This window comes from Pseudomonas sp. BIOMIG1BAC, from assembly GCF_001705995.2.
In the GTDB taxonomy this organism is placed as follows: domain Bacteria; phylum Pseudomonadota; class Gammaproteobacteria; order Pseudomonadales; family Pseudomonadaceae; genus Aquipseudomonas; species Aquipseudomonas sessilinigenes.
Window position 1 is genome coordinate 64,382 of sequence record NZ_CP049045.1, and the last position, 21,854, is coordinate 86,235.

Annotated in this window: 20 protein-coding genes; 11 read left to right on the forward strand and 9 right to left on the reverse strand. The window is 63.4% G+C overall.

Translation table 11 applies throughout. The features are described from left to right. Positions 1 to 33 precede the first annotated feature (33 nt). From tssE to ATY02_RS00335, 8 genes are all read left to right on the forward strand, one after another. On the forward strand, positions 34 to 549 hold the full coding sequence (gene tssE / locus ATY02_RS00300) for a type VI secretion system baseplate subunit TssE (RefSeq protein ID WP_068577622.1): 516 nt from the start codon (positions 34 to 36) through the stop codon (positions 547 to 549). Continuing rightward, a complete protein-coding gene (gene tssF / locus ATY02_RS00305) occupies positions 546 to 2,405 on the forward strand; it encodes a type VI secretion system baseplate subunit TssF (RefSeq protein WP_068577617.1) in 1,860 nt (619 codons plus the stop codon). The genes tssE and tssF overlap by 4 nt, the downstream gene beginning before the upstream one ends. After that, positions 2,369 to 3,421: a type VI secretion system baseplate subunit TssG gene (gene tssG / locus ATY02_RS00310; RefSeq protein ID WP_068577614.1), complete on the forward strand. Its 1,053-nt coding sequence runs from the start codon at positions 2,369 to 2,371 to the stop codon at positions 3,419 to 3,421. Before tssF ends, tssG begins: the two co-directional genes overlap by 37 nt. Continuing rightward, positions 3,414 to 6,089 carry a type VI secretion system ATPase TssH gene (tssH, locus tag ATY02_RS00315; RefSeq protein ID WP_068577613.1) on the forward strand — a complete coding sequence of 892 codons (2,676 nt, stop codon included), beginning with the start codon at positions 3,414 to 3,416 and terminating at the stop codon, positions 6,087 to 6,089. Before tssG ends, tssH begins: the two co-directional genes overlap by 8 nt. An 84-nt stretch (positions 6,090 to 6,173) precedes the next feature. Further along, entirely contained in the window at positions 6,174 to 8,111 is a 1,938-nt protein-coding gene (locus ATY02_RS00320; protein WP_068577612.1) for a type VI secretion system Vgr family protein, read from the forward strand. 18 nt (positions 8,112 to 8,129) lie between these two features. Beyond that, complete coding sequence (locus ATY02_RS00325) at positions 8,130 to 8,555, forward strand: DcrB-related protein (protein WP_068577611.1); 426 nt, start codon at positions 8,130 to 8,132, stop codon at positions 8,553 to 8,555. A gap of 9 nt (positions 8,556 to 8,564) precedes the next feature. Next, positions 8,565 to 13,013 carry an RHS repeat-associated core domain-containing protein gene (locus ATY02_RS00330; protein WP_068577610.1) on the forward strand — a complete coding sequence of 1,483 codons (4,449 nt, stop codon included), beginning with the start codon at positions 8,565 to 8,567 and terminating at the stop codon, positions 13,011 to 13,013. A gap of 15 nt (positions 13,014 to 13,028) precedes the next feature. Then, complete coding sequence (locus ATY02_RS00335; protein ID WP_068577608.1) at positions 13,029 to 13,655, forward strand: hypothetical protein; 627 nt, start codon at positions 13,029 to 13,031, stop codon at positions 13,653 to 13,655. Between the two features lie 51 nt (positions 13,656 to 13,706). Here ATY02_RS00335 and ATY02_RS00340 read toward each other — a convergent pair whose 3' ends face one another. The 8 genes from ATY02_RS00340 to ATY02_RS00375 all read right to left on the reverse strand — a co-directional run bounded on the left by ATY02_RS00340 (position 13,707) and on the right by ATY02_RS00375 (position 18,685). Then, complete coding sequence (locus ATY02_RS00340; RefSeq protein WP_068577607.1) at positions 13,707 to 14,036, reverse strand: hypothetical protein; 330 nt, start codon at positions 14,034 to 14,036, stop codon at positions 13,707 to 13,709. Beyond that, complete coding sequence (locus ATY02_RS36405) at positions 14,029 to 15,240, reverse strand: PAAR domain-containing protein (RefSeq protein WP_083235617.1); 1,212 nt, start codon at positions 15,238 to 15,240, stop codon at positions 14,029 to 14,031. Before ATY02_RS36405 ends, ATY02_RS00340 begins: the two co-directional genes overlap by 8 nt. 23 nt (positions 15,241 to 15,263) lie before the next feature. Further along, the gene (locus ATY02_RS00350; protein WP_068577606.1) at positions 15,264 to 15,698 is read right to left on the reverse strand and encodes a DcrB-related protein; all 435 of its coding nucleotides are present in this window, start codon (positions 15,696 to 15,698) and stop codon (positions 15,264 to 15,266) included. A gap of 135 nt (positions 15,699 to 15,833) precedes the next feature. Beyond that, positions 15,834 to 16,202 carry a hypothetical protein gene (locus ATY02_RS00355; RefSeq protein WP_068577604.1) on the reverse strand — a complete coding sequence of 123 codons (369 nt, stop codon included), beginning with the start codon at positions 16,200 to 16,202 and terminating at the stop codon, positions 15,834 to 15,836. Next, positions 16,190 to 16,696: a hypothetical protein gene (locus tag ATY02_RS00360; RefSeq protein ID WP_068577603.1), complete on the reverse strand. Its 507-nt coding sequence runs from the start codon at positions 16,694 to 16,696 to the stop codon at positions 16,190 to 16,192. Before ATY02_RS00360 ends, ATY02_RS00355 begins: the two co-directional genes overlap by 13 nt. 167 nt (positions 16,697 to 16,863) lie before the next feature. After that, the gene (locus tag ATY02_RS00365; RefSeq protein ID WP_068577601.1) at positions 16,864 to 17,139 is read right to left on the reverse strand and encodes an HU family DNA-binding protein; all 276 of its coding nucleotides are present in this window, start codon (positions 17,137 to 17,139) and stop codon (positions 16,864 to 16,866) included. A gap of 189 nt (positions 17,140 to 17,328) precedes the next feature. Then, positions 17,329 to 18,477, reverse strand: coding sequence for an NAD(P)/FAD-dependent oxidoreductase (locus ATY02_RS00370; protein WP_068577599.1), 1,149 nt, complete (start codon positions 18,475 to 18,477; stop codon positions 17,329 to 17,331). Between the two features lie 40 nt (positions 18,478 to 18,517). Continuing rightward, entirely contained in the window at positions 18,518 to 18,685 is a 168-nt protein-coding gene (locus tag ATY02_RS00375) for a rubredoxin (RefSeq protein WP_022641880.1), read from the reverse strand. Positions 18,686 to 18,903: 218 nt separating this feature from the next. Here ATY02_RS00375 and ATY02_RS00380 point away from each other — a divergent pair, with 218 nt between their 5' ends. Together ATY02_RS00380 and ubiA are read left to right on the forward strand one after the other, a co-directional pair. Beyond that, on the forward strand, positions 18,904 to 19,467 hold the full coding sequence (locus ATY02_RS00380) for a chorismate--pyruvate lyase family protein (RefSeq protein ID WP_068577596.1): 564 nt from the start codon (positions 18,904 to 18,906) through the stop codon (positions 19,465 to 19,467). Then, entirely contained in the window at positions 19,467 to 20,357 is an 891-nt protein-coding gene (gene ubiA, locus ATY02_RS00385; RefSeq protein WP_068577594.1) for a 4-hydroxybenzoate octaprenyltransferase, read from the forward strand. Before ATY02_RS00380 ends, ubiA begins: the two co-directional genes overlap by 1 nt. Before the next feature lie 164 nt (positions 20,358 to 20,521). Here the strand turns inward: ubiA and ATY02_RS00390 are convergent, their stop codons facing one another. Beyond that, complete coding sequence (locus tag ATY02_RS00390; protein WP_068577593.1) at positions 20,522 to 20,902, reverse strand: hypothetical protein; 381 nt, start codon at positions 20,900 to 20,902, stop codon at positions 20,522 to 20,524. 151 nt (positions 20,903 to 21,053) lie between these two features. Here ATY02_RS00390 and phoB point away from each other — a divergent pair, with 151 nt between their 5' ends. Then, entirely contained in the window at positions 21,054 to 21,743 is a 690-nt protein-coding gene (gene phoB / locus ATY02_RS00395; protein ID WP_068577591.1) for a phosphate regulon transcriptional regulator PhoB, read from the forward strand. Positions 21,744 to 21,854: the final 111 nt, after the last annotated feature.

Here is a 21,854-nt window from a genome sequence, read left to right on the forward strand (position 1 = left end):
CTGCCTGCGCAATCCGATCCTGGAGCGAACCCTTTGGTAACCGACATCGCCGCCCGCGATCGCTTGCAACCTTCCCTGCTGGATCGTCTGACCGACGACGAACCCGGCAACCTGAAAGAAAGCCCGGACAAGCGCGTACTGTCCCTGAGCCAGCTCAAGGCCTCGGTCCTGCGCGACCTCGCCTGGCTGCTCAATACCACCTCATTGCTGGAAGCCGATGCCACCCTGCATACCCCCGCCGGTACTTCGGTGGTCAACTACGGCCTGCCGGCCCTGGCCGGGTACAGCGCTTCGAACATCGACATCCCGGCCCTGGAGGCTCTGATCCACCAGGCCATCGCTACTTTCGAACCACGAATCCTGCGCAGCACCCTGCGGGTACGCGCACGTACCGCGCCCGGCGAAATGAACCACAACGCCCTGAGCTTCGAGATCGAAGGCGACCTGTGGGCCCAGCCGATGCCCCTGCGCCTGCTGCTGCAAACCGACATGGACCTGGAGTCCGGGCATGTCCGGGTGGTCCAGGGTGACTCCCGGAGGCGCCCATGAACCCGCGCCTGCTGGATCTGTACAACCAGGAGCTGCACCACGTGCGCGAGAGCGCCGCGGAGTTCGCCAAGGAATACCCGAAGATCGCCAGCCGCCTGACCCTGTCGGGCATGGACTGTGCCGACCCCTATGTCGAGCGCCTGCTGGAAGGCTTCGCCTACCTGGCGGCCCGGGTGCAGCTCAAGCTCGACGCCGAGTACCCGACCTTCACCCATAACCTGTTGGAGATCGCCTACCCGCACTACCTGGCACCGACCCCCTCGATGACCGTGGTGCAATTGCAGGCCGATCCCGATGAAGGCAGCCTGGGCAGCGGCTTCACCCTGGAGCGCGGCACCAGCCTGCGCGCCGCCCTGGGTCGCGATACCCAGACCTGCTGCGAGTACCGCACCGCCCACCCGGTGACCTTGTGGCCACTGCAAGTGACCCAGGCCGAGTATTTCGGCAACCCGACAGCGGTGCTCGGGCGCCTGGCCGCCAGCGAGCCCAAGGCCAAGGCCGGGCTGCGCCTGACCCTGCGCACCGGCGCCGAGCTGCCATTTTGCAGCCTGGCCCTGGACGAACTGCCGCTGTACCTGAACGGCAACGACGAGCTGCCGTTTCGCCTGTACGAACAACTGCTGGGCAACGCTTGCGCGATCTTCGCCCGGGCCCCGGGTGGCGACTGGGTCGAGCGCCTGCCCCAGGACGCCCTGCGTTCGCGCGGTTTCGACGATCGCGATGCGGCGCTGCCCGTGGTGCCCCAGGCGTTCCAGGGCTACCGCCTGCTGCAGGAATACTTCGCCCTGCCCAACCGCTTCCTGTTCGTCGAATTCGCCCAACTGGGCCGCGCCGTCCAGCGCTGTGCCGGCCAGGAGCTGGAGCTGATCGTGCTGTTCGAACGCTTCGAACAGAGCCTGGAAGGCAGCGTCGGCAGCAGCCAGTTCGTGCCCTTCTGCACCCCGGCCATCAACCTGTTCCCCAAGCGCCTGGACCGCATCCACCTGTCCGACCGGGTCAACGAGCACCATGTGATCGCCGACCGCACCCGGCCAATGGACTATGAAGTGCACTCGCTGAGCACCCTCAGCGGCCACGGCACCGGGCCGGAGCAGCCATTCCTGCCGTTCTATGCCGTGCGCGACCCGTCACGCTATGGCCGCGACCAGGCCTACTACATCCTGCGTCGCGAGCCCCGGGTACTGTCCAGTGACCAGCGGCGCAATGGCCCGCGCTCGACCTACATCGGCAGCGAATCCTTCGTCAGCCTGGTAGACAGCCAGCAGGCGCCCTATCGCCATGACCTGCGCCAGCTCGGGGTCAGTGCCCTGTGTACCAACCGCGACCTGCCGCTGTTCATGAACGCGGGCAGCGGCAAGACCGACTTCACCCTGGCCGACAGCGCCCCGGTGCAGGCCATCCGCTGCCTGGCCGGGCCAAGCCGGCCACGCGCCAGCCACGCCCATGACGGCAAGGCCTGGCGCCTGATCAGCCAACTGTCGCTGAACTACCTGTCGCTGAGCGAACAGGGCCAGGGCGCGGCGGCCTTGCGCGAACTGCTGCGCTTGTATGGCGACACCAACGATGCGGCCCTGCAGCTGCAGATCGAAGGCTTGCGCGAGGTCAGCAGCAAGGCGGTGACCCGGCGCCTGCCGATGCCCGGGCCGATCGTCTTCGGACGGGGCCTGGAGATCACCCTGGAGTTCGATGAAAACGCGTTTCGCGGCACCGGGGTGTTCCTGCTCGGGGCCGTATTCGAGCGCTTCCTGGCACGCTACGTGTCGATCAACAGTTTTACCGAGACGGTGATCCGTACCACCGAACGCGGCGAGATCATGCGATGGAAAGCCAAGCCCGGACGTCGTCCGACTCTTTGAATACGCTGGCGGCGATGCACGCCGAGCCCTGGGAGTACGACTTCTTCCAGGCCCTGCGGCGTATCGAATGCCTGTCGCCGCAACTGCCGCGCTTCGGTCACTCCCTGCGCCTGGCGGACGATCCGCTGCGCCTGGGCCAACAGGCCGATTGCACCTTCGCCCCAGCCACCCTGGCTTCGGTCACCCCCGGCAACGACGGGGCCAGCACCCGCCTGGAGCAGTTTTTCTTCGGCCTGGGCGGCCCCAACGGGCCGATGCCGCTGCACCTCACCGAATATGTACGCGAGCGCCAGCGCAACAACGCCGACAGCACCAGCAAACGCTTTCTGGACGTGTTCCACCATCGCCTGCTGAGCCTGTTCTATCGCGCCTGGGCCGAAGCCCGGCCAACGGTCAGCCACGATCGCCCGGACGACGACTACTGGTCGGCGCGCCTGGCCGCCCTGAGCGGCCGGGGCATGCCCAGCCTGCTCAAGCAGGGGTTGATCGCCGACACCGCCAAACTGCATTACAGCGGCCACCTCTCGGCCCAGACCCGCTACCCCGACGGCCTGCGGGCGATCATCGGCGAGTATTTCGGCCTGCCAGTGGCCATCGAGGAATACGTCGGCCAGTGGCTGGAGCTGCCCGAACGCAGCCGGCTCGGAGTCCAGGCCCACCAGCTGGGAGTGGACTTCTGCCTGGGCAGCCATGTCTGGGATCGCCAGCACAAATTCCGCATCCGCCTCGGCCCGCTGAAGCTGGACGACTACCTGGGGATGCTCCCCGACGGCCAGCAGTTCAAGGAACTGGTGGCCTGGGTCGCCGAATACCTGGGCCACGAACTGGACTGGGACCTGAACCTGGTCCTGCGCAAGGACGAAGTACCCAAACTGCAACTCAATGGCCGCCAGCGCCTGGGTTTCAACACCTGGCTCGGCCGTCCCGGCAGCGATGCCAAGGATCTCATTCTGGCCCGGCACTACGCCGATCAGGCCACTACCTCACAAACACCAAGGAGCACAGAGCATGGGTGAAATCAGTCGCGCGGCGCTGTTCGGCAAACTCAACAGCGTTGCCTACAAAGCCATCGAAGCCGCCACGGTCTTCTGCAAGTTGCGGGGCAACCCCTATGTGGAACTGGCCCACTGGTTCCACCAGTTGCTGCAGCTGCAGGACTCGGACCTGCATCGCATCATCCGCCAGTTCAACCTGGAGCCGGCACGCCTGGCCAAGGACCTGACCGAGGCCCTGGACCGCCTGCCCCGGGGCTCGACCTCGATCACCGACCTGTCGTCCCACGTCGAGGAAGCGGTGGAGCGCGGCTGGGTCTACGGCAGCCTGATGTTCGGCGAAAGCCAGGTACGCACCGGCTACCTGGTGATCGGCATCCTCAAGACCCCAAGCCTGCGCCATGCGTTGCTGGGGCTGTCCAAGGAGTTCGACAAGATCAAGGTCGAGACCCTGGCCGAACGCTTCGACGAATACATCGGCGACTCGCCGGAAAACGCCCTGGCCGCCAGCGATGGCTTCAATGCCGGCGCGGTACCCGGCGAAGCCAGCGGCGCCATGGCTCCCAGCGCCCTGGGCAAGCAGGAAGCCCTCAAGCGCTTCACCGTGGACCTGACCGAACAGGCCCGCAGCGGCAAGCTCGACCCCATCGTCGGCCGTGACGAAGAGATCCGCCAGTTGGTGGACATCCTCATGCGCCGCCGGCAGAACAACCCGATCCTCACCGGCGAGGCCGGGGTGGGCAAGACCGCCGTGGTCGAAGGTTTCGCCCTGCGCATCGTCGCCGGCGACGTACCACCGGCGCTCAAGGACGTCGAACTGCGTAGCCTCGACGTCGGCCTGCTGCAGGCTGGCGCCAGCATGAAGGGCGAATTCGAACAGCGCCTGCGCCAGGTCATCGAGGACGTCCAGGCCTCGCCCAAGCCGATCATCCTGTTCATCGACGAAGCCCACACCCTGGTCGGCGCCGGTGGCGCCGCCGGCACCGGCGACGCGGCCAACCTGCTCAAGCCGGCCCTGGCCCGCGGCACCCTGCGCACCGTGGCCGCCACCACCTGGGCCGAGTACAAGAAGCACATCGAGAAGGACCCGGCCCTGACCCGGCGCTTCCAGGTGGTGCAAGTGGCCGAGCCCTCGGAAGACAAGGCGCTGCTGATGATGCGCGGCGTGGCCTCGACCATGGAACAGCACCACCAGGTGCAGATCCTCGACGAAGCCCTGGAGGCGGCGGTCAAGCTGTCCCATCGCTACATCCCGGCGCGCCAGCTGCCGGACAAGTCGGTGAGCCTGCTGGACACCGCCTGCGCCCGGGTCGCCATCAGCCTGCATGCCGTGCCGGCCGAGGTGGACGACAGCCGCCGGCGTATCGAGGCCCTGGAAACCGAATTGCAGATCATCGCCCGGGAACAGGCGATCGGCGTCGCCATCGGCCAGCGCCAGGTCAACAGCGAGAACCTGCTGGCGGCCGAGCGCGAGCGCCTGGCCGAGCTGGAAAGCCGCTGGAACGAAGAAAAGACCCTGGTGGACGAGCTGCTGGCCACCCGTGCCCAACTGCGCGAGAACGTCGGCCTGGTGGACAGCGACGTGGGCGATGAAAGTCACGGCCTGCGCGAGAAGCTGGTGGACCTGCAACAACGCCTGAGCGCCCTGCAGGGCGAGAACCCGCTGATCCTGCCAACCGTGGACTACCAGGCCGTGGCTTCGGTGGTGGCCGACTGGACCGGGATCCCGGTGGGCCGCATGGCTCGCAACGAACTGGAGACCGTGCTCAACCTCGACCAGCACCTGAAGAAGCGCATCATCGGCCAGGACCATGCCCTGCAGATGATCGCCAAGCGCATCCAGACTTCCCGCGCGGGGCTGGACAACCCCAACAAGCCGATCGGCGTGTTCATGCTGGCCGGCACCTCCGGGGTGGGCAAGACCGAGACTGCCCTGGCCCTGGCCGAGGCCATGTACGGCGGTGAGCAGAACGTCATCACCATCAACATGAGCGAGTTCCAGGAAGCCCACACCGTCTCCACCCTCAAGGGCGCCCCGCCCGGCTACGTCGGCTACGGCGAAGGCGGCGTGCTGACCGAGGCCGTGCGGCGCAAGCCCTACAGCGTGGTGCTGCTGGATGAAGTGGAAAAGGCCCACTCGGACGTGCACGAGATGTTCTTCCAGGTATTCGACAAGGGCGTCATGGAAGACGGCGAAGGCCGCATGATCGACTTCAAGAACACCCTGATCCTGCTCACCACCAACGCCGGTACCGAGCTGATCGCCGATGTCTGCAAGAACCCGCAGGACGTGCCGGAGCCGGAAGAGATCGCCAAGGCCCTGCGCCAGCCGCTGCTGGAGATCTTCCCGCCGGCGCTGCTGGGCCGCCTGGTGACCATCCCCTACTACCCGCTGAGCGACGAGATGCTCAAGGCCATCACCCGCTTGCAACTGGGCCGGATCAAGAAGCGCGTGGAAAGCACCCACAAGGTGCCATTCGATTTCGACGATGCCGTCATCGACCTGATCGTCTCGCGTTGCACCGAGACCGAAAGCGGTGGCCGCATGATCGACGCCATCCTGACCAACAGCCTGCTGCCGGACATGAGCCGCGAGTTCCTCACGCGCATGCTCGAAGGCAAGGCCCTGGCCGGAGTGCGCATCAGCCAGCGGGACAACGAACTGCACTACGACTTCAGCGAGCCAAACTAAGAGTCAGCGGCAAGCGGCAAGCTCCAGGCTTGTAGCTAGCAACTTGCAGCTTGCCGCTGCTTTCCCCCTTCAACGAGACTGACGATGCTATTTCAGCAATCCACACGACTGGCGCAGGTCAACTGTCCCCTGGGACCGGATGTCCTGCTGCTCAAGAGCATGGGCGGCGGCGAGGAGCTGGGGCGCCTGTTCGACTACCAGCTGCAGCTGACTTCCAGCGACGCGGCCATTGACCTCAACCAACTGCTGGGCAAGCCCATGGGCTTGAGCGTGCAACTGGACGGCGGCGGCCAGCGGCATTTCCATGGCATCGTGGCGCGTTGCAGCCAGAACGTCGACACCGGCCAGTTCGCCAGCTACCAGGTGACACTGCGGCCCTGGTTGTGGTTGCTCAGCCGGACCTCCGATTGCCGGATTTTCCAGAACCTGAGCATTCCGCAGATCATCAAGCAGGTGTTCCGCGACCTGGGTTTCTCGGATTTCGAAGACACCCTCAGCCGTCCCTACCGCGAGTGGGAATACTGCGTGCAGTACCGCGAGAGCAGCTTCGACTTCGTCAGCCGGTTGATGGAGCAGGAAGGCATCTACTACTTCTTCCGCCACGAGAAGGACCGCCATGTGCTGGTGCTCGCCGATGCCTACGGCGCCCACAGCAGCGTGCCCGGCTACGCCTCGGTGCCCTACTACCCGCGTGATGAACAGCAGCGCGAGCGCGACCATATCTTCGACTGGCACCTGGCCCAGGAAGTCCAGCCTGGCTCCCTGGAGCTCAACGACTACGACTTCCAGCGCCCCAGCGCGCGGATCGACGTGCGCTCGGCCATGCCGCGCCCGCACACCGCGGGCGACTATCCGCTGTACGACTACCCCGGCACCTATGTGCAGAGCAGCGACGGCGAGCATTATGCGCAGACCCGCATCGAAGCTCTGCAGAGCCTGCATGAGCGCATCGAACTCAGCGGCAACGCCCGTGGCCTGGGAGTGGGCAACCTGTTCAGCCTCACCGGCTTCAGCCGCCAGGACCAGAACCGCGAGTACCTGATCGTCGGCATCCGCTACTACGTGGTCCAGGAAAGCCTGGAGAGCGGTGGCGGCGGCGGTGGTGCGCAGTTCGAAAGCCACCTGACCTGCATCGACGCGCAGCAGAGCTTCCGCCCCCTGGCCAGCACCCACAAGCCCATGGTGCAAGGCCCACAGACAGCCCGCGTGGTGGGGCCTTCCGGCGAAGAGATCTGGACCGACCAATACGGCCGGGTCAAGGTGCACTTCCACTGGGATCGCCACGACCAGTCCAACGAGAACAGCTCCTGCTGGATCCGCGTCTCCCAGGCCTGGGCCGGCAAGAACTGGGGCTCGATGCAGATCCCGCGGATCGGCCAGGAGGTCATCGTCAGCTTCCTCGAAGGCGATCCCGACCGCCCGATCATTACCGGCCGGGTGTACAACGCCGAGCAGACCGTGCCCTACGACCTGCCGGCCAATGCGACCCAGAGCGGCATGAAGAGCCGCTCGAGCAAGGGCGGCTCGCCAGCCAACTTCAACGAAATCCGCATGGAGGACAAGAAGGGCGCCGAGCAGCTGTACATCCATGCCGAGCGCAACCAGGACATCGTGGTCGAGGTCAACGAGAGCCACTCGGTGGGCAACAACCGCAACAAGAGCATCGGCCACGACGAGTTCGTGACCATCGGCAACAAGCGGGTGCGCATCGTCCAGCACGTGGATGAACTGTCGGTGGGCGAGAAGAAACTCGACAGCATCGGCCAGAGCTACGTGATCGAGGTCGGCGAGCGCCTGCGCCTGGTCTGCGGCGCCAGCATCCTGGAGCTCAACGCCAGCGGCCAGATCAACCTGTGCGGGGTCAACATCAGCGTCCACGCCTCCAGCGACGCGCAGATCAATACCGGCGGCGTATTGCACCTGAACAATGGCGGCGGCCCTGGCACCACCACTGAAGGCCAGGGCGTACAAGGCGCCATCACTGCCAAGGTCAGCGCGGTCTTCCCCGCCCCCAAGGGTTAATCAAAGGACACATGGGTCATGACCTATCGCCTCAACGAACTGCAATTCCAGCTGCCGGCCAGCGAGCTGCAGGATGCTTCGATCAATATCCTCAAGTTCCCTGAACTGGGCACTTCGCTGATCGTCAGCCGCAGCCTGCTGGCTGCGGACGAAACCCTGGAGAGCAACCTGGCCAGCCAGCTGCAACGCCTGGAGCAGCAAGTCCAGGAGCTACGCGTGCAGGCACCGCAGCCAGTGCTGGTGGGGCCGGCCAAGGAGATCCAGGCCATGGAGCTGCGCAGCCAGTTCAACAAGGGCAAGGAACAGGTATTCCAGTACCAGCTCGCGCTGGTCCTGCCTGGCACCCGACAGATGCTCGCCATGAGCTACGTCAAGGCCCAGAAGCTCGGCGACGCCGAAGCCGCGCATTGGCAGCAGATCAAGAACACCCTGGTCCTGGGCTGAGGTTCGCGCATGTCTGATGCACTCTGGGCCGCCCGCCTGGGCGACGGGCTGGAACACACCTCGATGATGGCCGACATCCTCGGCGGTGTACTGGAGGCAGCCGCCACCATTGCCATCGGCACCCTGGCCACCATGGCAGTGGCCGCGGCGGTGGGCGTCAGCCTGGCCACCGGCGGCCTCGGCGCCTGCGTCCTGGGGCTGGTGGTCAGCGTGGTGGTCGGCGTGGCCATGAGCAAAACCGGGGCCGACAAAGGCTTGAGTAGTTTATGCGAGGGCATAGGCAACGCGCTGTTCCCCCCCTCGATCCAGGCCAACATCGCCACCGGCTCGAAAAAGGTCCTGACCAACAACAAGCCGGCAGCTCGCGCAGCGGGTGTTGCACCACCGACGCAGATCAGCGGCGACGGCGCCGAAGAAAGCGAAGCCACCGACACGCCTTCGGCTACCCCGGAAGAAGAGCCTGGCTTTCTCGACATGGCCAAGGAATTTTTCTCGCAGATGTGGCGGCCCACCGTGGCCTCCCCTGCCCCTGGCTCCGAACCCAGGGACCAGGACCTGATCACCTGTACCAAGCACCCGCCCATGCCACCGCAGTACCTGGCCGAGGGTTCGGAGAAGGTCAGCATCGACGGCCAGCCGGCAGTGCGCAGCGGCGATCGCAGCACCTGCGACGCCAAGGTGGTATCGGCCGGCCCCATCTCCCCCGACGTGACCATCGGCGGAGGCTCGGTGGTGGTGCGCGAGATTCGCAGCGGCAAGACTCCGGGCGTGGGGCTGGCGGTCACCGTGCTGCTGATGCTCAAGGGCGGCAAGGGCAAGTTCCTCAGCAACCTGCCGTGCATGCTGATGTCGGGGGTTAACGCCTTTGTCGTGGGCCAGGCGACCAATGCCCTGACCCGAGCCATTTCCGGCTCACCGAACCCGGTGCACGCGGCCACCGGAGCCAAGGTGCTGGGTGACGATGACGACCTGGACTTCACGCTGCCCGGGCTGATCCCCCTCGAATGGCAGCGCCTCTACAACAGCCGCGACGAACGTCGGGACGGCTTGCTGGGGACTGGCTGGAGCCTGCCGTACGAGGTCAGCGTAGAGATCGAATCCCACCCCGAAGGCGGCGAGCGCTTGCTCTACATCGACGAGCAGGCCCGCCGGATCGATATGGGGGCGACTGCCTTGGGTGGCGCAGTCTTCAGCCCCGGTGAAGGCTTAGCCGTAAAACGCAATGGCAATGGGCAATTGCTGATCGAAAGCAGCGATGGTCTCTATCGCCTGTTCGAACCGTCGCCAAAACATCCTTCACGATTGCGTTTGGTGCAACTGGGAGATCGCAACGAAAACCGCCTTAACCTGGGCTATGACGAATCCGGGCGCCTCATCTCGCTGCGCGATACCTTCGAACAATTGCAAGTCGAGCTGATCTACCACACCAACTGGCCAGGACGGATCGCCAAGGTCGAGCGCCTGTTTACCGATCAGCAACGAGAGGTGCTGGTCAGCTACGACTACGATGGTGCGGGAAACCTGGCCCAGGTGCGCAATGCCGACAGCCAGGTCCAGCGCCGCTTCGCCTACGACGCCGGCCAGCGAATGATCGAGCACCAGCTGGCCACCGGCCTGCGCTGTTTCTATCAATGGGCACAACACCCGGACCAGCACTGGCGGGTCATGCGCCACTGGACCGACGAGGGCGACGCCTACCAATTCGAATACGATCTGGACGCGGGCATCACCCAGGTCACCGATAGCCTGCAACGCGTCAGTACCCGTCGCTGGAACAGCCAGCAGCAGATTGTCGAATACAGCGACAACCTTGGGCAGACCTGGGGCTTTGAATGGAATGACGAACGCCAGCTACTCAGTGCCACCGACCCATTGGGAGGGCGCTACGAATACAGCTACGACGAGGCCGGCAACTTGATCGCCGAGGTCGATCCGCTAGGACATAGCTACTCGACCTTGTGGCTGGAGCACTGGTCACTACCACAAGTACAGACCGATGCCGCCGGCAATAGCTGGCACATGCGCTACGACGCGCGGGGCAACTGCATCGCCGAGACCGACCCGCTGGGCCAGGTCACTCGCTATCGCCACAACGCCCAAGGCCAGGTCGTGGAAATCATCGATGCCACGGGCAAGACTAGGAAGCTGCGCTGGAACGCATTTGGCCAACTCATCGAACACCTGGATTGCTCAGGCTACTCGACTCGCTTCGACTATGATCGACGCGGCAATGTAGCAACCATCACCGACGCCCTTGGCGAGTACACGCGATTCCACTACGACGCCCAAGGTCGGTTACTGAGCAGCCAGCTGCCCGACGGTCGCACCGAACACTATCAGCGAGATAACAGCGGCCAGTTGCTGAGCCACACGGACCCTGCTGGCTATACCACGCTCTACCAGTACAACCGCCGAGGCCAGATGCGCCAGCGTACCGATGCCCATGGGCGGAACGTGCTGTTCAGCTACGATGCCTATGGGCGGTTGCAGGCGTTGACCAACGAAAATGGCGAGAGCTACCGCTTTGCCTGGGATGACAGCGATCGCCTGGCCGAGCAACACAATCTCGATGGCAGCAGCAAGCGCTACCGTTATGACCCACTGAGCAGCGTCGTCGAGCTCCAGACCCACCCAGCGCCCTTCGCCGCAGGATCGAGCCAGGTAGCTGCGGTACCTGACGCACCGATTGTTCACAGGTTCGAGCGTGACGCCGTGGGCCGGTTGCTGGCCAAGGTGACCGACGATGGCCGTACCCAATACGCGTTCGATGCCCTGGGCCAGTTGGTAGCCGTGACCTTCACCGACACGCTCGGTGGCCAGCAGGAACTAGGGTTCGCCTACGACGCTCTGGGCCAGCTGCTTGAGGAGCGCACTGCCGCCGGCAGCCTCAAACACCGGTATGACGAGCTGGGTAACCTGACGCAAACCCAGCTACCCGACGGACGTTGGCTGAATCGGCTGTACTACGGCAGTGGCTATCTGCATCAGATCAATCTCGATGGCCAGGTCGTCAGCGATTTCGAACGCGATCGCCTGCACCGCGAAGTGCTCCGGACCCAGGGCCAGGTCAGCATGCAAAGCGAGTACGACCGCGGTGGACGACTGCGGGCACGGCTGCGCCGCGCCAACGTGCAAGCCAATGCACAGGACAGGCACCTTGAGTACGACAGCAACGACAACCTGGTGGGCCTGATCGACCGGCATGCCAACGGACAGCATCGCCAGCTATTCCACTACGACGCCACAGGACGAATCATCGCCAGCCAGGACGGTCTCCAAGGTCAGAAGGAATCCTTCGCCTACGACGCCGCGGCCAACCTCCTGGAGACGCCGCCTCAGGGCGCAGGCCTGGTCAAGCACAACAAGTTGCTGACTTACCAGGACAAGCGCTACCGTTATGACGCCTTCGGCCGGATGGTAGAAAAACACAGTGCACGGCGTGGCATACAGCGCTTTGCCTACGATGCCGAACACCGCTTGATCGAGGTCCGCAACCAGGGGGCGGGAAGCCAGACCGTAGTCAGGATGGACTATGACGCCCTGGGCCGGCGGACCCGCAAGACCGAGCATGACAGCCAGGGCAATCTCCTGGGCGAGACCCGGTTCACCTGGGATGGCCTGCGATTGCTGCAGGAGCATCGCAATCAGCAAACCAGCCTCTACCTTTATGAAGATGAAGGCCATGTGCCCCTGGCGCGGGTCGATGGCCTCGGGGCGCAACAGAAGATCCGCTACTACCACAACGATCCCAATGGCCTGCCCCAGCAACTGTGCGAGGCTGATGGGCACACCGTATGGCAGGCTCGCTATCGGGTCTGGGGCAGTTCTATCGAAGAATTGCGCGAGCCTTACTATATCGAGGAACAGAACCTCAGGTTCCAGGGTCAGTATCTGGACCGCGAAACCGGGCTGCACTTCAACACTTTCCGCTTCTATGACCCGGACATCGGCCGGTTCACCACGCCGGACCCCATCGGCCTGGCTGGCGGGTTGAACCTCTACCAGTACGCAGTCAACCCGATCGGCTGGGTCGACCCACTGGGCTGGATCTGCAAATCGGCCTTCAGTGGCCGGCGGGGCACGATAAAAGCCAAGGCCGACCTGAAGAGGAACGGCTTTACGGTGGTCGGCGAGGAACTGACCATGAGGGTCAAGAACCCCACCACCAACAAGACCTATCGCATCAGGGCAGACATCGTCGCCAAGGACAAAGCCGGCAACTATCACATTTTCGAGGTCAAGAATGGCAGCGGCAAACTGACCAAGAACCAAGAGGGAACCGGGATGTTCGATATGAACAACCCAGCCAATACCAATGGTGGTCTGGGCGGTGGCCTGATCAGGCCTTCAGCCACCACCCAGGGTCAATTCGAAGTCGCGACCAAAGGCGCCAGAGGTGTCCCGTTCGGTGGAAACGGAGCACAACACACAGCAAACTTCTGGCTTCTTCGCTATTGAACGAGTAATCGAGAAATGAAAGAAAACATCAAGGAATTGCGAAGTCACTTTGAAAAGGCACTACAGGGCTTTCTCAAGAGTGAGCTTGCAGGTTATCCCGGCGTGAAAGTCACCAAGAACAAAATCGCGGTCAGCCATAAGGAGTCGGGGGCCGTGGCGAACCTGCATTTCGAATACCTGGCCAACAGCCGGGCCTACGAAACCATCATCTTGGTCGAGCATCCGACCCTGCAGGCAGAGCTCGATAGCATAGGCCCGCCCTATCCGTCGAACCTGCCAAACGCAAAGTTTGTCTACAGCATGTCGACCGTCAGCGAAGACGATGCCTGCCCACTACTGCCCGTCACCGAACAAGGCATCGAAAGCACCTGCCAGCGGCTGCTTCGCAGGCTCCAGGAGACCGACCTGCCGATCGTCTCCAACCTGCTCAACCTCGGCCCCGGCCTGGTGAACGATGTGATCGCCAGGCCAAAGTACTTCTCCTACCCGGTTCCACTTATCTTTATCGCCTTGCGCAGCAATGGCATGAAGCCGGATGCAGACACCCTGGCCAGAATCCTGAGCGAACAGACCCTTGGTTATACCAACCACCGGGAGCAGAAGGATTCGTTCAACAAGCAACTATTGGCCGCACTGGGCTGACGGCTGGCGCCGGGCAAGTCGCCACTCGGCGCTACGTGCCCGGGCCGATGATCAAACCTGGGCCAGGTGGTAGTGTCCAGGTTCACGCCAGGAGATCCGGGTGAACTTGCCGCTGAGGAGATTCATGTCGCGCAGGTACTCGAATACTTCCGCAGGGCACCACTCCTTGCCATCGGCGAAAGCCACGCCGAGGGTACGCAAAGCGTCGAAGAGCTGCGCCTTATGCCTGTCGTCCGCCACATCCAGGGTATAGACCCCTGGCTCGACCGCAGAGAAACCCAAGGCAGCCAAGGCCGAATCCAGTGTGGAATCGATAATTCGGACCCGCACCGTGTCGGTATCGGCTTTTTCCACATAGGCCTTCAATTCTTGATCAATCACTTACAAATACCTCAGTCAAGGTTGTAACCCCGTCCATGTCTTTGGTCGGGATCGATTCCACTACCATTTCCGGCGCACCTCCCGGTAGGTGCTTGCCTGGGCCGAGGAAGTACTGATTGCCCTCCATCGGGCTTCTTGGCATGCGCCCGGCGATGTCATCGACCTGGCGGATCTTGAAGCCATCTTGCAACGAGCCCTTCTCCAGACCGAAGGCATTTTCCAGCTTCGCGGCCTTCTCGGTGCTGATGGTAACTTTCGAGCGTCCCGAAAAGTCTCCGATGACGTCCGCAACTCCCCTTTTATCGGAAACATAGGTGCCATTGCGGCCGATGGTTGGGTACTTGTCCCATGCCACCGGGCTGATGTTGAACCCTCGGTTGTCCTTGAGCATCTGGGCCTGGCGTCGCTGGGCCATCAGGGTCCTTTGCGTCGCGTTCATCGGGGTCCGTGCCAGCTTGGGCCCCAGCCCCAACAAGGCCATGCCCGCCACCCCTTGGAACAGGTCTCGATAACCAGGCCCCAGGCGATCACCCAGGTCTCCCAGCAGCTCCATCCCCCCATACATCGCGCCACCGATCGCCAGGGCACCAAAAAACGCTCCAGCCCCGGCACAAGCCGCCAACACCAAGGCACCACCGGCTGCCAGCAGGCCCAGGGCCTCGAGCCCGGTATGCAACCAACCCTCGATATCCAGCACGAAGGCCACCTGCACCGTCGGTCCGCCAATGAAGGTGTTCTCGCTGCCCGTCTTGATATGGGCGCCACACACCATCTTGCTTTGCAGCCGGCCCGCCGGCTTGCCATTGATGGTGACCTTGGCGCTGCCTTCGGCGATCAATACCGGAAAGGGCCAGATGGGATGGTTCAGCGGCAGGCCGCTGCATGAGGACGAGTGGTCCTGCCCGGCGCGCATGGCGTTGCGCCGGTTGATATAGACATTGAAGCTGCCCTCCACCAGCACCCCCGTGCTGGGTTCGGGCAGGTTGAAGATGGTGCTCAGGCCCTTGACGATCTGGAACATCGACAAGCCGCCAGCGGCAATCGAACCGGCCATGATCGCCAGGGCCACACCACCGGTGGCCACGGTAGCGGCGACGACCGCAGCCCCGATCAAGGCTCCGACGACGGCTCCGGCCACCATTGCCGCGACACCAAAACCATGGGCGATCTCATCCCCCAGGCGTGCAGCTGCCAACATATCCATCGCGTACTACCTGGCCTTTGTCATCAGGCCACGGATGGCACGGGCTTGAGGCTCTGCATGGCCTGCTTCCAGGCGGGCTCGTGATGGGGCATATCGTTGACCGTGGTGGTCAGGGTAGTGATCAGTACCGCCGGCTTTCGCTCGATAAACACCTGGCGCAGCATCAGCTCGCGGCCTTCGCGCTTCCAGCTGTAGTCCAGCAGCACGGCGGCGTGGCCGTGCATGTCGAAGTCCCAGCGCTTGATCAGGTTGAACTCGGGCAACTGCTGCTCGGCACTGCTCAGTTGCCGTGCCACGTAGTCGCCGAAGGAGGCATCGCCCTGGCTCGGGTCGCGGCTGATGACGAAGCTGGCTTCCTGGGCTCCGCCGACGGCGGGCAGCTTGAAGATATTGATGCTCTGGTCCTGCCAGGCGTCAGGGATGTCGAGATCGGCTTCTTGAAGACGGTAAGAGGACAAGGGATTCGCGTTCCATGCTGAAAAGGGGGGAGTTGTACAACGGCAAATCTTCAAGCAATGCCCGGTAACAATCAAGGAACCCGTCGGCAACTTTGAACAAATGCATCATCGCTCGCACCCGTGGCCAGCCAGGGCTCAGCGTGCCTCGAGGCAGGCCGCATAGGCCTTGGCGAAGCGGTGATCGAACTTCAGGGCCTGGGGTTCCTCAGGGTCGATGGTGACGTTCCACAGGGCCTGTTGCACCACGTCATAATGGACCCAGCCGATGATCCCGCTACCGGACGTTTCATAGAACAGCTGCAGGCTCAACTGCTGGCCATCATCCCGATCGATCAGCAGCTTGAGCTTGTCCGGGGTGGTGAAGTCACGATAGGGAAAGTCACTGCTGCGCACCATTTCGGTGAGGTAGCCATAGCAGCCCTGGCCTGGGGCCGACTCATCGGCCTGGGCGGACAAGGTCGCGGCGGCCAGTAGGCCAAGGCCCGCAAGTTTCAGGTACCGCATGATTGCCCCTTGAGCCTCAGGGTCTCGACCTGATCGTTGATTTCGATACGGGCCAGCACCTGGCGATCGTGAGACTCCTGGTACTCGCTGAAATTGTTGCGCTTGAGAATGTCCAGGGTGATCCGGATACCCGCTCCGGGATTCTGGTACTCGCTGCGTTGCGGGCTTTGTACCGCGCCTGTGAGCTCCACCAGCTGGCCACCGGTCTTGAGGTAGAGAAAACGCTCCGCCACCTCCACCAGCAATCGCGGGGCCTTGGGCGCCACGCTGTAATCCTCGCGGGCCAGGGAGTAACCACAGATCCAGGCACCGGAGTTGTCGTACTTCTGGCTGTGAAACCAGTTCAGGGCCTCGCGATAGCCAATCGGCTCCAGGCGCGGCTGGCTGCTGGCCAAAGCCGACGGCAGACTCAGGAGACTGGCGACGCAGGCAGGGACGAACAGACGGCGCAGCAGGACGGTCAATACAGGGGAATTGCTGATCGGGCGGGTCATCCTTGGCCTTGGGTCGCAACGCAAACAGGCGGGCATCCTAGCTACGCCTGCCAGCCTTCGCAAGCCAGGCCTATGGTTTGCGACCGGCAAAAAAAATAGGCACCCGATGCGCTCGGCGTGCCTATTTTTCCCCTGCGTGCGCCCTATCGCGGGAGCCCGCTCAATGCTTATGGATTGACGCTGTCTTTCAACGATTTGCCGGGCTTGAATGCCACGGTGTTGCTGGCCTTGATCTTCACCGGCTCGCCGGTCTGCGGGTTCTTACCGGTGCGGGCGCCACGGTGGCGTTGCAAGAAAGTGCCAAAACCGACCAGGGTGACGCTGTCTTTGCGGTGCAGGGCCCCGGTAATTTCTTCAAGAATGGCGTTGAGCACACGGCTGGCTTGCTCTTTGGTCAGGTCCGCTTTTTCAGCAATGGCTGCGGCGAGTTCTGGTTTACGCATAGTGTGAAGCCTCTTTGACGGTTTTTTGTTGTTATGTCCGTGCTGTTCACGGGAACAGCGCCCAAGGCGCCGCAGGCTCTACACTGCGGCAGACGGGTGTGAGGATGGCACGCGCTGGAGAGTGGCGCCAGTCTCCTGGCGACCTTTGTGGGGGCAAAATCCCGGTTATTCCGACAGAACGACCCGTATTCAGGCCAGCAGTGCCGGGAGCTCCTTGTTCAGGGCCAGTTTTTCCATCACTGCGGCCCCGGTCAGGGCGTAGCCCAGCAGCTGGCCGCTGGCGTCGCGGCACAGGGCCTTGATGTCGGCACCCTGCCCTTCGGCAGTCCAGACGCCTTCCATGCCCCGTGGCGGTGGCGAGACCACCAACGGGCAGACCGGCGTCTTGACGGTGATTGGCATCGGCCCGTAGCTGACCGCCGTCGGCTTGCCGGCCAGGGTCTGCGCCAGGGCCCGGGCGCAGCTCATCAGCGGCAACACGTACAGCAGGTTCAGGCCATCGACCTCGGCGCAATCGCCCAGGGCATAGATATTGGCATGGGAGGTCTTGAGCTCGCGGTCCACCACCACCCCACGATTGACCATCAGCCCGGCCGCGGCGGCCAGGTCGATGCGCGGGCGCAGGCCGATGGCCGAGACCACCAGGTCACAGAGGATCACCTGGCCATCGGACAGGTGGGCCTCCAGGGCCTCGCCATTGCGTTGCAAACGGTTGAGCACCTGCCCCAGGTGGAAGCGCGCGCCCAGGCTTTCCAGGCCGGCCTGGACCGCAGCTGCAGCGGCCGGATGCAGCAAGGTCGGCATGACCTGCTCGCACGGCGCCACCAGGTCCACCTCATAGCCGCCGACGATCAGGTCGTTGGCGAACTCGCAGCCGATCAACCCGGCCCCAAGCAGCAGCACCCGGCGCTTGCCGGCGGCGGCGGCGCGAAAGCGCGCATAGTCTTCAAGGTCGTTGATGGGGAAGATCAGGTCCGATGCATCGCCCTGCACTGGAACGCGTACGGTTTCCGCACCCCAGGCCAGGATCAGGTCGCGATAGACCACCGCCTCCTCGCCGATCCACAGGCGCTTGTGGCCCGGATCGATACCGCTGATCCGGGTATGGGTACGGACCTCGGCCTTGAGCTGCTCGGCCATGGCGCCGGGCTCGGCCATGCTCAAGCCATCGGCGTCCTTGTTCTTGCCAAAGCCGGTGGAGAGCATTGGCTTGGAGTAGGAACGACCGTCATCGGCGGTGATCAGCAGCAGCGGCGTATCGCCGTCGAGCTTGCGAAATTCCCGGGCCAGGTTGTACCCCGCCAGGCCCGTACCTACGATCACTACCGGTGCGCTCATGCCTTGCTCCTTGTTACTGGTCATTGCCTGCAAAAATCGATCAAGCGATCTCGATCATTTCGAAGTCGGTCTTGCTCACGCCGCAGTCCGGGCAGAGCCAGTCTTCAGGCACGTCTTCCCAACGGGTACCCGGCGCAATACCGTCATCCGGCCAACCTTCCGCTTCGTTGTAGATCAAGCCACAGACCACACACTGCCACTTCTTCATCGATGCATTTCCTCGAGCATTCAGGCGTAGCCGGCGGGGCGGTCGATGGGTCGACTCTGGACAATCCCCACGCTGATCAGCATCCGGCACTGGGGTTTTTTACTGGTCGCTACCGGCAGATGCAAGCACGTTCGTGCCACCAGGCGGCCATGATCAATCAAAACCCCAGGTTGTCATGCTAAGCTCGCCACCTCATTTGCTGCCAATAACGACCCACCGTGCCGCACTCAATGCCCCCCACGCCGAGCCCGAACTGGCTGGCGCAAAGCCGTCTGTCCCCCTTTCCTGGCGCACTGGTCGCCAACTGGCTTTTCGATGAAGGGTCGCTGACCCGACGCCTGACCCGGCTCTCCAACAATGGCTTCAGCGTCACGCCGCTGGTGGAGCAATGGCAAACCCTGCGCAGCGACGAATGCCTGGCCCTGGATATTGCAGAGCACAGCCAGGGTTGGGTGCGCGAGGTGTATCTGCGAGGGCACGGCGAGGCCTGGGTGTTCGCCCGTAGCGTTGCCGCGCGCAGCGCCCTGGAGGAAGGCGGGCTGGACATCGACGAACTGGGCAGCCGCTCCCTGGGCGAGCTGCTGTTCTGCGACGAGGCCTTTACCCGCCGTCCCATCGAAGTCTGTCGTTACCCACGGGAATGGCTGCCCGAAGCCGTCGCCAACAACGGCCTGTGGGGACGCCGCTCGCGCTTCGATCGCGGGCCGCTGAGCCTGCTGGTGGCCGAAGTCTTCCTGCCCAGCCTGTGGTGCGCCGTAGACGCCCAACCGGAGGCCTGCTGATGTACCTGCGCCTGCTTCAGTCCCTGAACCGCCTGCATCCACGGACCTGGGACTTCCTGCAACTGACCCGCATGGACAAACCCATCGGCATCTACCTGCTGCTATGGCCGACCCTCAGCGCCCTGTGGATCGCCGCCAAGGGTGCGCCGTCCCTGGGCCATGTGTTGATCTTCGGCCTCGGCGTGGTCCTGACTCGGGCCGGCGGCTGCGCGATCAACGACTTCGCCGACCGCAAGGTCGACGGCCAGGTCAAGCGCACCGAACAGAGGCCCCTGGCCACTGGCAAGGTCAGCGCCAAGGAAGCCCTGGCGTTGTTCGCGGTACTCATGGGCACAGCCTTCCTGCTGGTGCTGTGCACCAACGCCACCACGGTCTGGCTGTCGTTCGGCGCCCTGGCGCTGGCCGCCTGCTACCCCTTCATGAAGCGCTACACCTATTACCCACAAGTGGTGCTGGGGGCCGCGTACTCCTGGGGCATCCTGATGACCTTCACCGCCCAGGACGGCCAGTTGCCGGCGACGGCGTGGCTGCTGTACATCGCCAACCTGCTGTGGACCGTGGGCTACGACACCTACTACGCCATGACCGACCGCGACGACGACTTGAAGATCGGGGTGAAATCCACGGCGATCCTGTTCGCCGAAGCCGACCGGGTAATCATCCTGACCTTGCAGGGCCTGTCCCTGGGCTGCCTGCTGCTGGCAGGCGCGCGATTCGACCTGGGAGGCTGGTTCCACCTGGGGCTGGCGGTGGCCGCGGCATGCTTCGCCTGGGAGTTCTGGTACACCCGGGACCGCGACCGGCTCAAATGCTTCAAGGCCTTCCTGCACAACCACTGGGCAGGCATGGCGATCTTCATTGGCGTGGTACTGGACTACGCCCTGCGCTAGCTCTGTGCAGCCGCTGCCGAAGGCTCGGGCCGCGTTCGGACGTGGGCCTGAAAGAACGCAGCGGGCTTGAGGCCGCTAGAAGTTCGACGGGACGCCCTGCGGGCCTTTGCGCAGCTTAGCGGGCTCAGCAGCGGCTACAGGACTTGTAGCCGCCACAGGTGGGGTTACTGCTTGGCGACCTTCCAGGCGCCGTCCATCTTGCCTTCGCCGGTCATGTCGCCGGCCTTCTTGTCCATGACGAAACCGTACAGCGGCTTGCCGTCATAGGCCCACTGCATCTTGCCGTCGTCACGCTTGATCATCGTCCATTTGCCCTCGGCCTTGTCGCTGGCCCCGGCCATCAGTGGTGGCCAATTGGCCGCACATTTGTCGTTGCACATGGACTTGCCATCAGCGTCCTTGGCGAAGGTATAGAGGGTCATGCCCTTGTGATCCACCAACATGCCGTCCTTGCTCATCGCCGGCTCGGCAGCCAGGGCCAGGGTCGGCAGGGCCAGGGCAGCGCCTACCAGCAGGACTTTCAGGGAGTGCTTGAACACAGTCATGGAAACCTTCTTTTGTGGTTGTCAGGAATCGGACCCCAAGCTTAGTCGAGGAAGCTGCACCTCGCCCCGCGACCTGAAATACTGTCACACGACTGCAATAATTCCGTTATCTAATGCGGCGCAAGACAGTTAAATGACAAGAGGTTCAAGCATGGTTGGCAGAAGCATTCTGATCGTTGACGACGAAGCGCCTATTCGCGAAATGATCGCCGTTGCGTTGGAAATGGCCGGCTATGACTGCATGGAGGCAGAGAACTCTCAGCAGGCACATGCCATCATCGTCGACCGCAAGCCGGACCTGATCCTGCTGGACTGGATGCTCCCCGGAACCTCCGGTATCGAGCTGGCGCGACGCCTCAAGCGTGACGAGCTGACCGGTGACATCCCGATCATCATGCTCACCGCCAAGGGCGAAGAGGACAACAAGATCCAGGGCCTGGAAGTCGGCGCCGACGACTACATCACCAAGCCGTTCTCCCCCCGTGAGCTGGTGGCCCGGCTCAAGGCCGTGCTGCGCCGTGCCGGCCCATCCGATGGCGAGGCCCCCATCGAAGTCGGCGGCCTGCTCCTGGACCCCATCAGCCACCGGGTGACCATCGACGGCAGGCCCGCGGAGATGGGACCCACCGAATATCGCCTGCTGCAGTTCTTCATGACCCACCAGGAGCGCGCCTACACACGTGGCCAACTGCTGGATCAGGTCTGGGGCGGCAACGTGTACGTCGAGGAGCGCACCGTGGACGTGCATATCCGTCGACTGCGCAAGGCCCTGGGGGATGCCTACGAAAATCTGGTACAAACCGTGCGCGGCACCGGGTATCGGTTTTCAACCAAAGGTTGAAAGCAGTTGCAGGCTGTCAGCTAAAAGCGGCAAGTAGAAGCCGGTCTGCTTTGACTTGAAGCTTGCAACTTGAAACTTTTCACCGTCCGAAGGACCGATTGTGAATCAAAA

What these genes read in the sequence shown, in the direction of transcription:
- ATY02_RS00360 (WP_068577603.1), bottom strand. Translation starts at nt 16,696, where the DNA reads ATGACCCGCCCGATCAGCAATTCCCCTGTATTGACCGTCCTGCTGCGC.
- ATY02_RS36405 (WP_083235617.1), bottom strand. Translation starts at nt 15,240, where the DNA reads ATGGATATGTTGGCAGCTGCACGCCTGGGGGATGAGATCGCCCATGGT.
- ATY02_RS00355 (WP_068577604.1), bottom strand. Translation starts at nt 16,202, where the DNA reads ATGCGGTACCTGAAACTTGCGGGCCTTGGCCTACTGGCCGCCGCGACC.
- ATY02_RS00325 (WP_068577611.1), top strand. Translation starts at nt 8,130, where the DNA reads ATGACCTATCGCCTCAACGAACTGCAATTCCAGCTGCCGGCCAGCGAG.
- ATY02_RS00365 (WP_068577601.1), bottom strand. Translation starts at nt 17,139, where the DNA reads ATGCGTAAACCAGAACTCGCCGCAGCCATTGCTGAAAAAGCGGACCTG.
- ATY02_RS00375 (WP_022641880.1), bottom strand. Translation starts at nt 18,685, where the DNA reads ATGAAGAAGTGGCAGTGTGTGGTCTGTGGCTTGATCTACAACGAAGCG.
- ATY02_RS00335 (WP_068577608.1), top strand. Translation starts at nt 13,029, where the DNA reads ATGAAAGAAAACATCAAGGAATTGCGAAGTCACTTTGAAAAGGCACTA.
- tssH (WP_068577613.1), top strand. Translation starts at nt 3,414, where the DNA reads ATGGGTGAAATCAGTCGCGCGGCGCTGTTCGGCAAACTCAACAGCGTT.
- tssG (WP_068577614.1), top strand. Translation starts at nt 2,369, where the DNA reads ATGGAAAGCCAAGCCCGGACGTCGTCCGACTCTTTGAATACGCTGGCG.
- tssF (WP_068577617.1), top strand. Translation starts at nt 546, where the DNA reads ATGAACCCGCGCCTGCTGGATCTGTACAACCAGGAGCTGCACCACGTG.
- phoB (WP_068577591.1), top strand. Translation starts at nt 21,054, where the DNA reads ATGGTTGGCAGAAGCATTCTGATCGTTGACGACGAAGCGCCTATTCGC.
- ATY02_RS00320 (WP_068577612.1), top strand. Translation starts at nt 6,174, where the DNA reads ATGCTATTTCAGCAATCCACACGACTGGCGCAGGTCAACTGTCCCCTG.
- ATY02_RS00370 (WP_068577599.1), bottom strand. Translation starts at nt 18,477, where the DNA reads ATGAGCGCACCGGTAGTGATCGTAGGTACGGGCCTGGCGGGGTACAAC.
- ATY02_RS00390 (WP_068577593.1), bottom strand. Translation starts at nt 20,902, where the DNA reads ATGACTGTGTTCAAGCACTCCCTGAAAGTCCTGCTGGTAGGCGCTGCC.
- ubiA (WP_068577594.1), top strand. Translation starts at nt 19,467, where the DNA reads ATGTACCTGCGCCTGCTTCAGTCCCTGAACCGCCTGCATCCACGGACC.
- ATY02_RS00330 (WP_068577610.1), top strand. Translation starts at nt 8,565, where the DNA reads ATGTCTGATGCACTCTGGGCCGCCCGCCTGGGCGACGGGCTGGAACAC.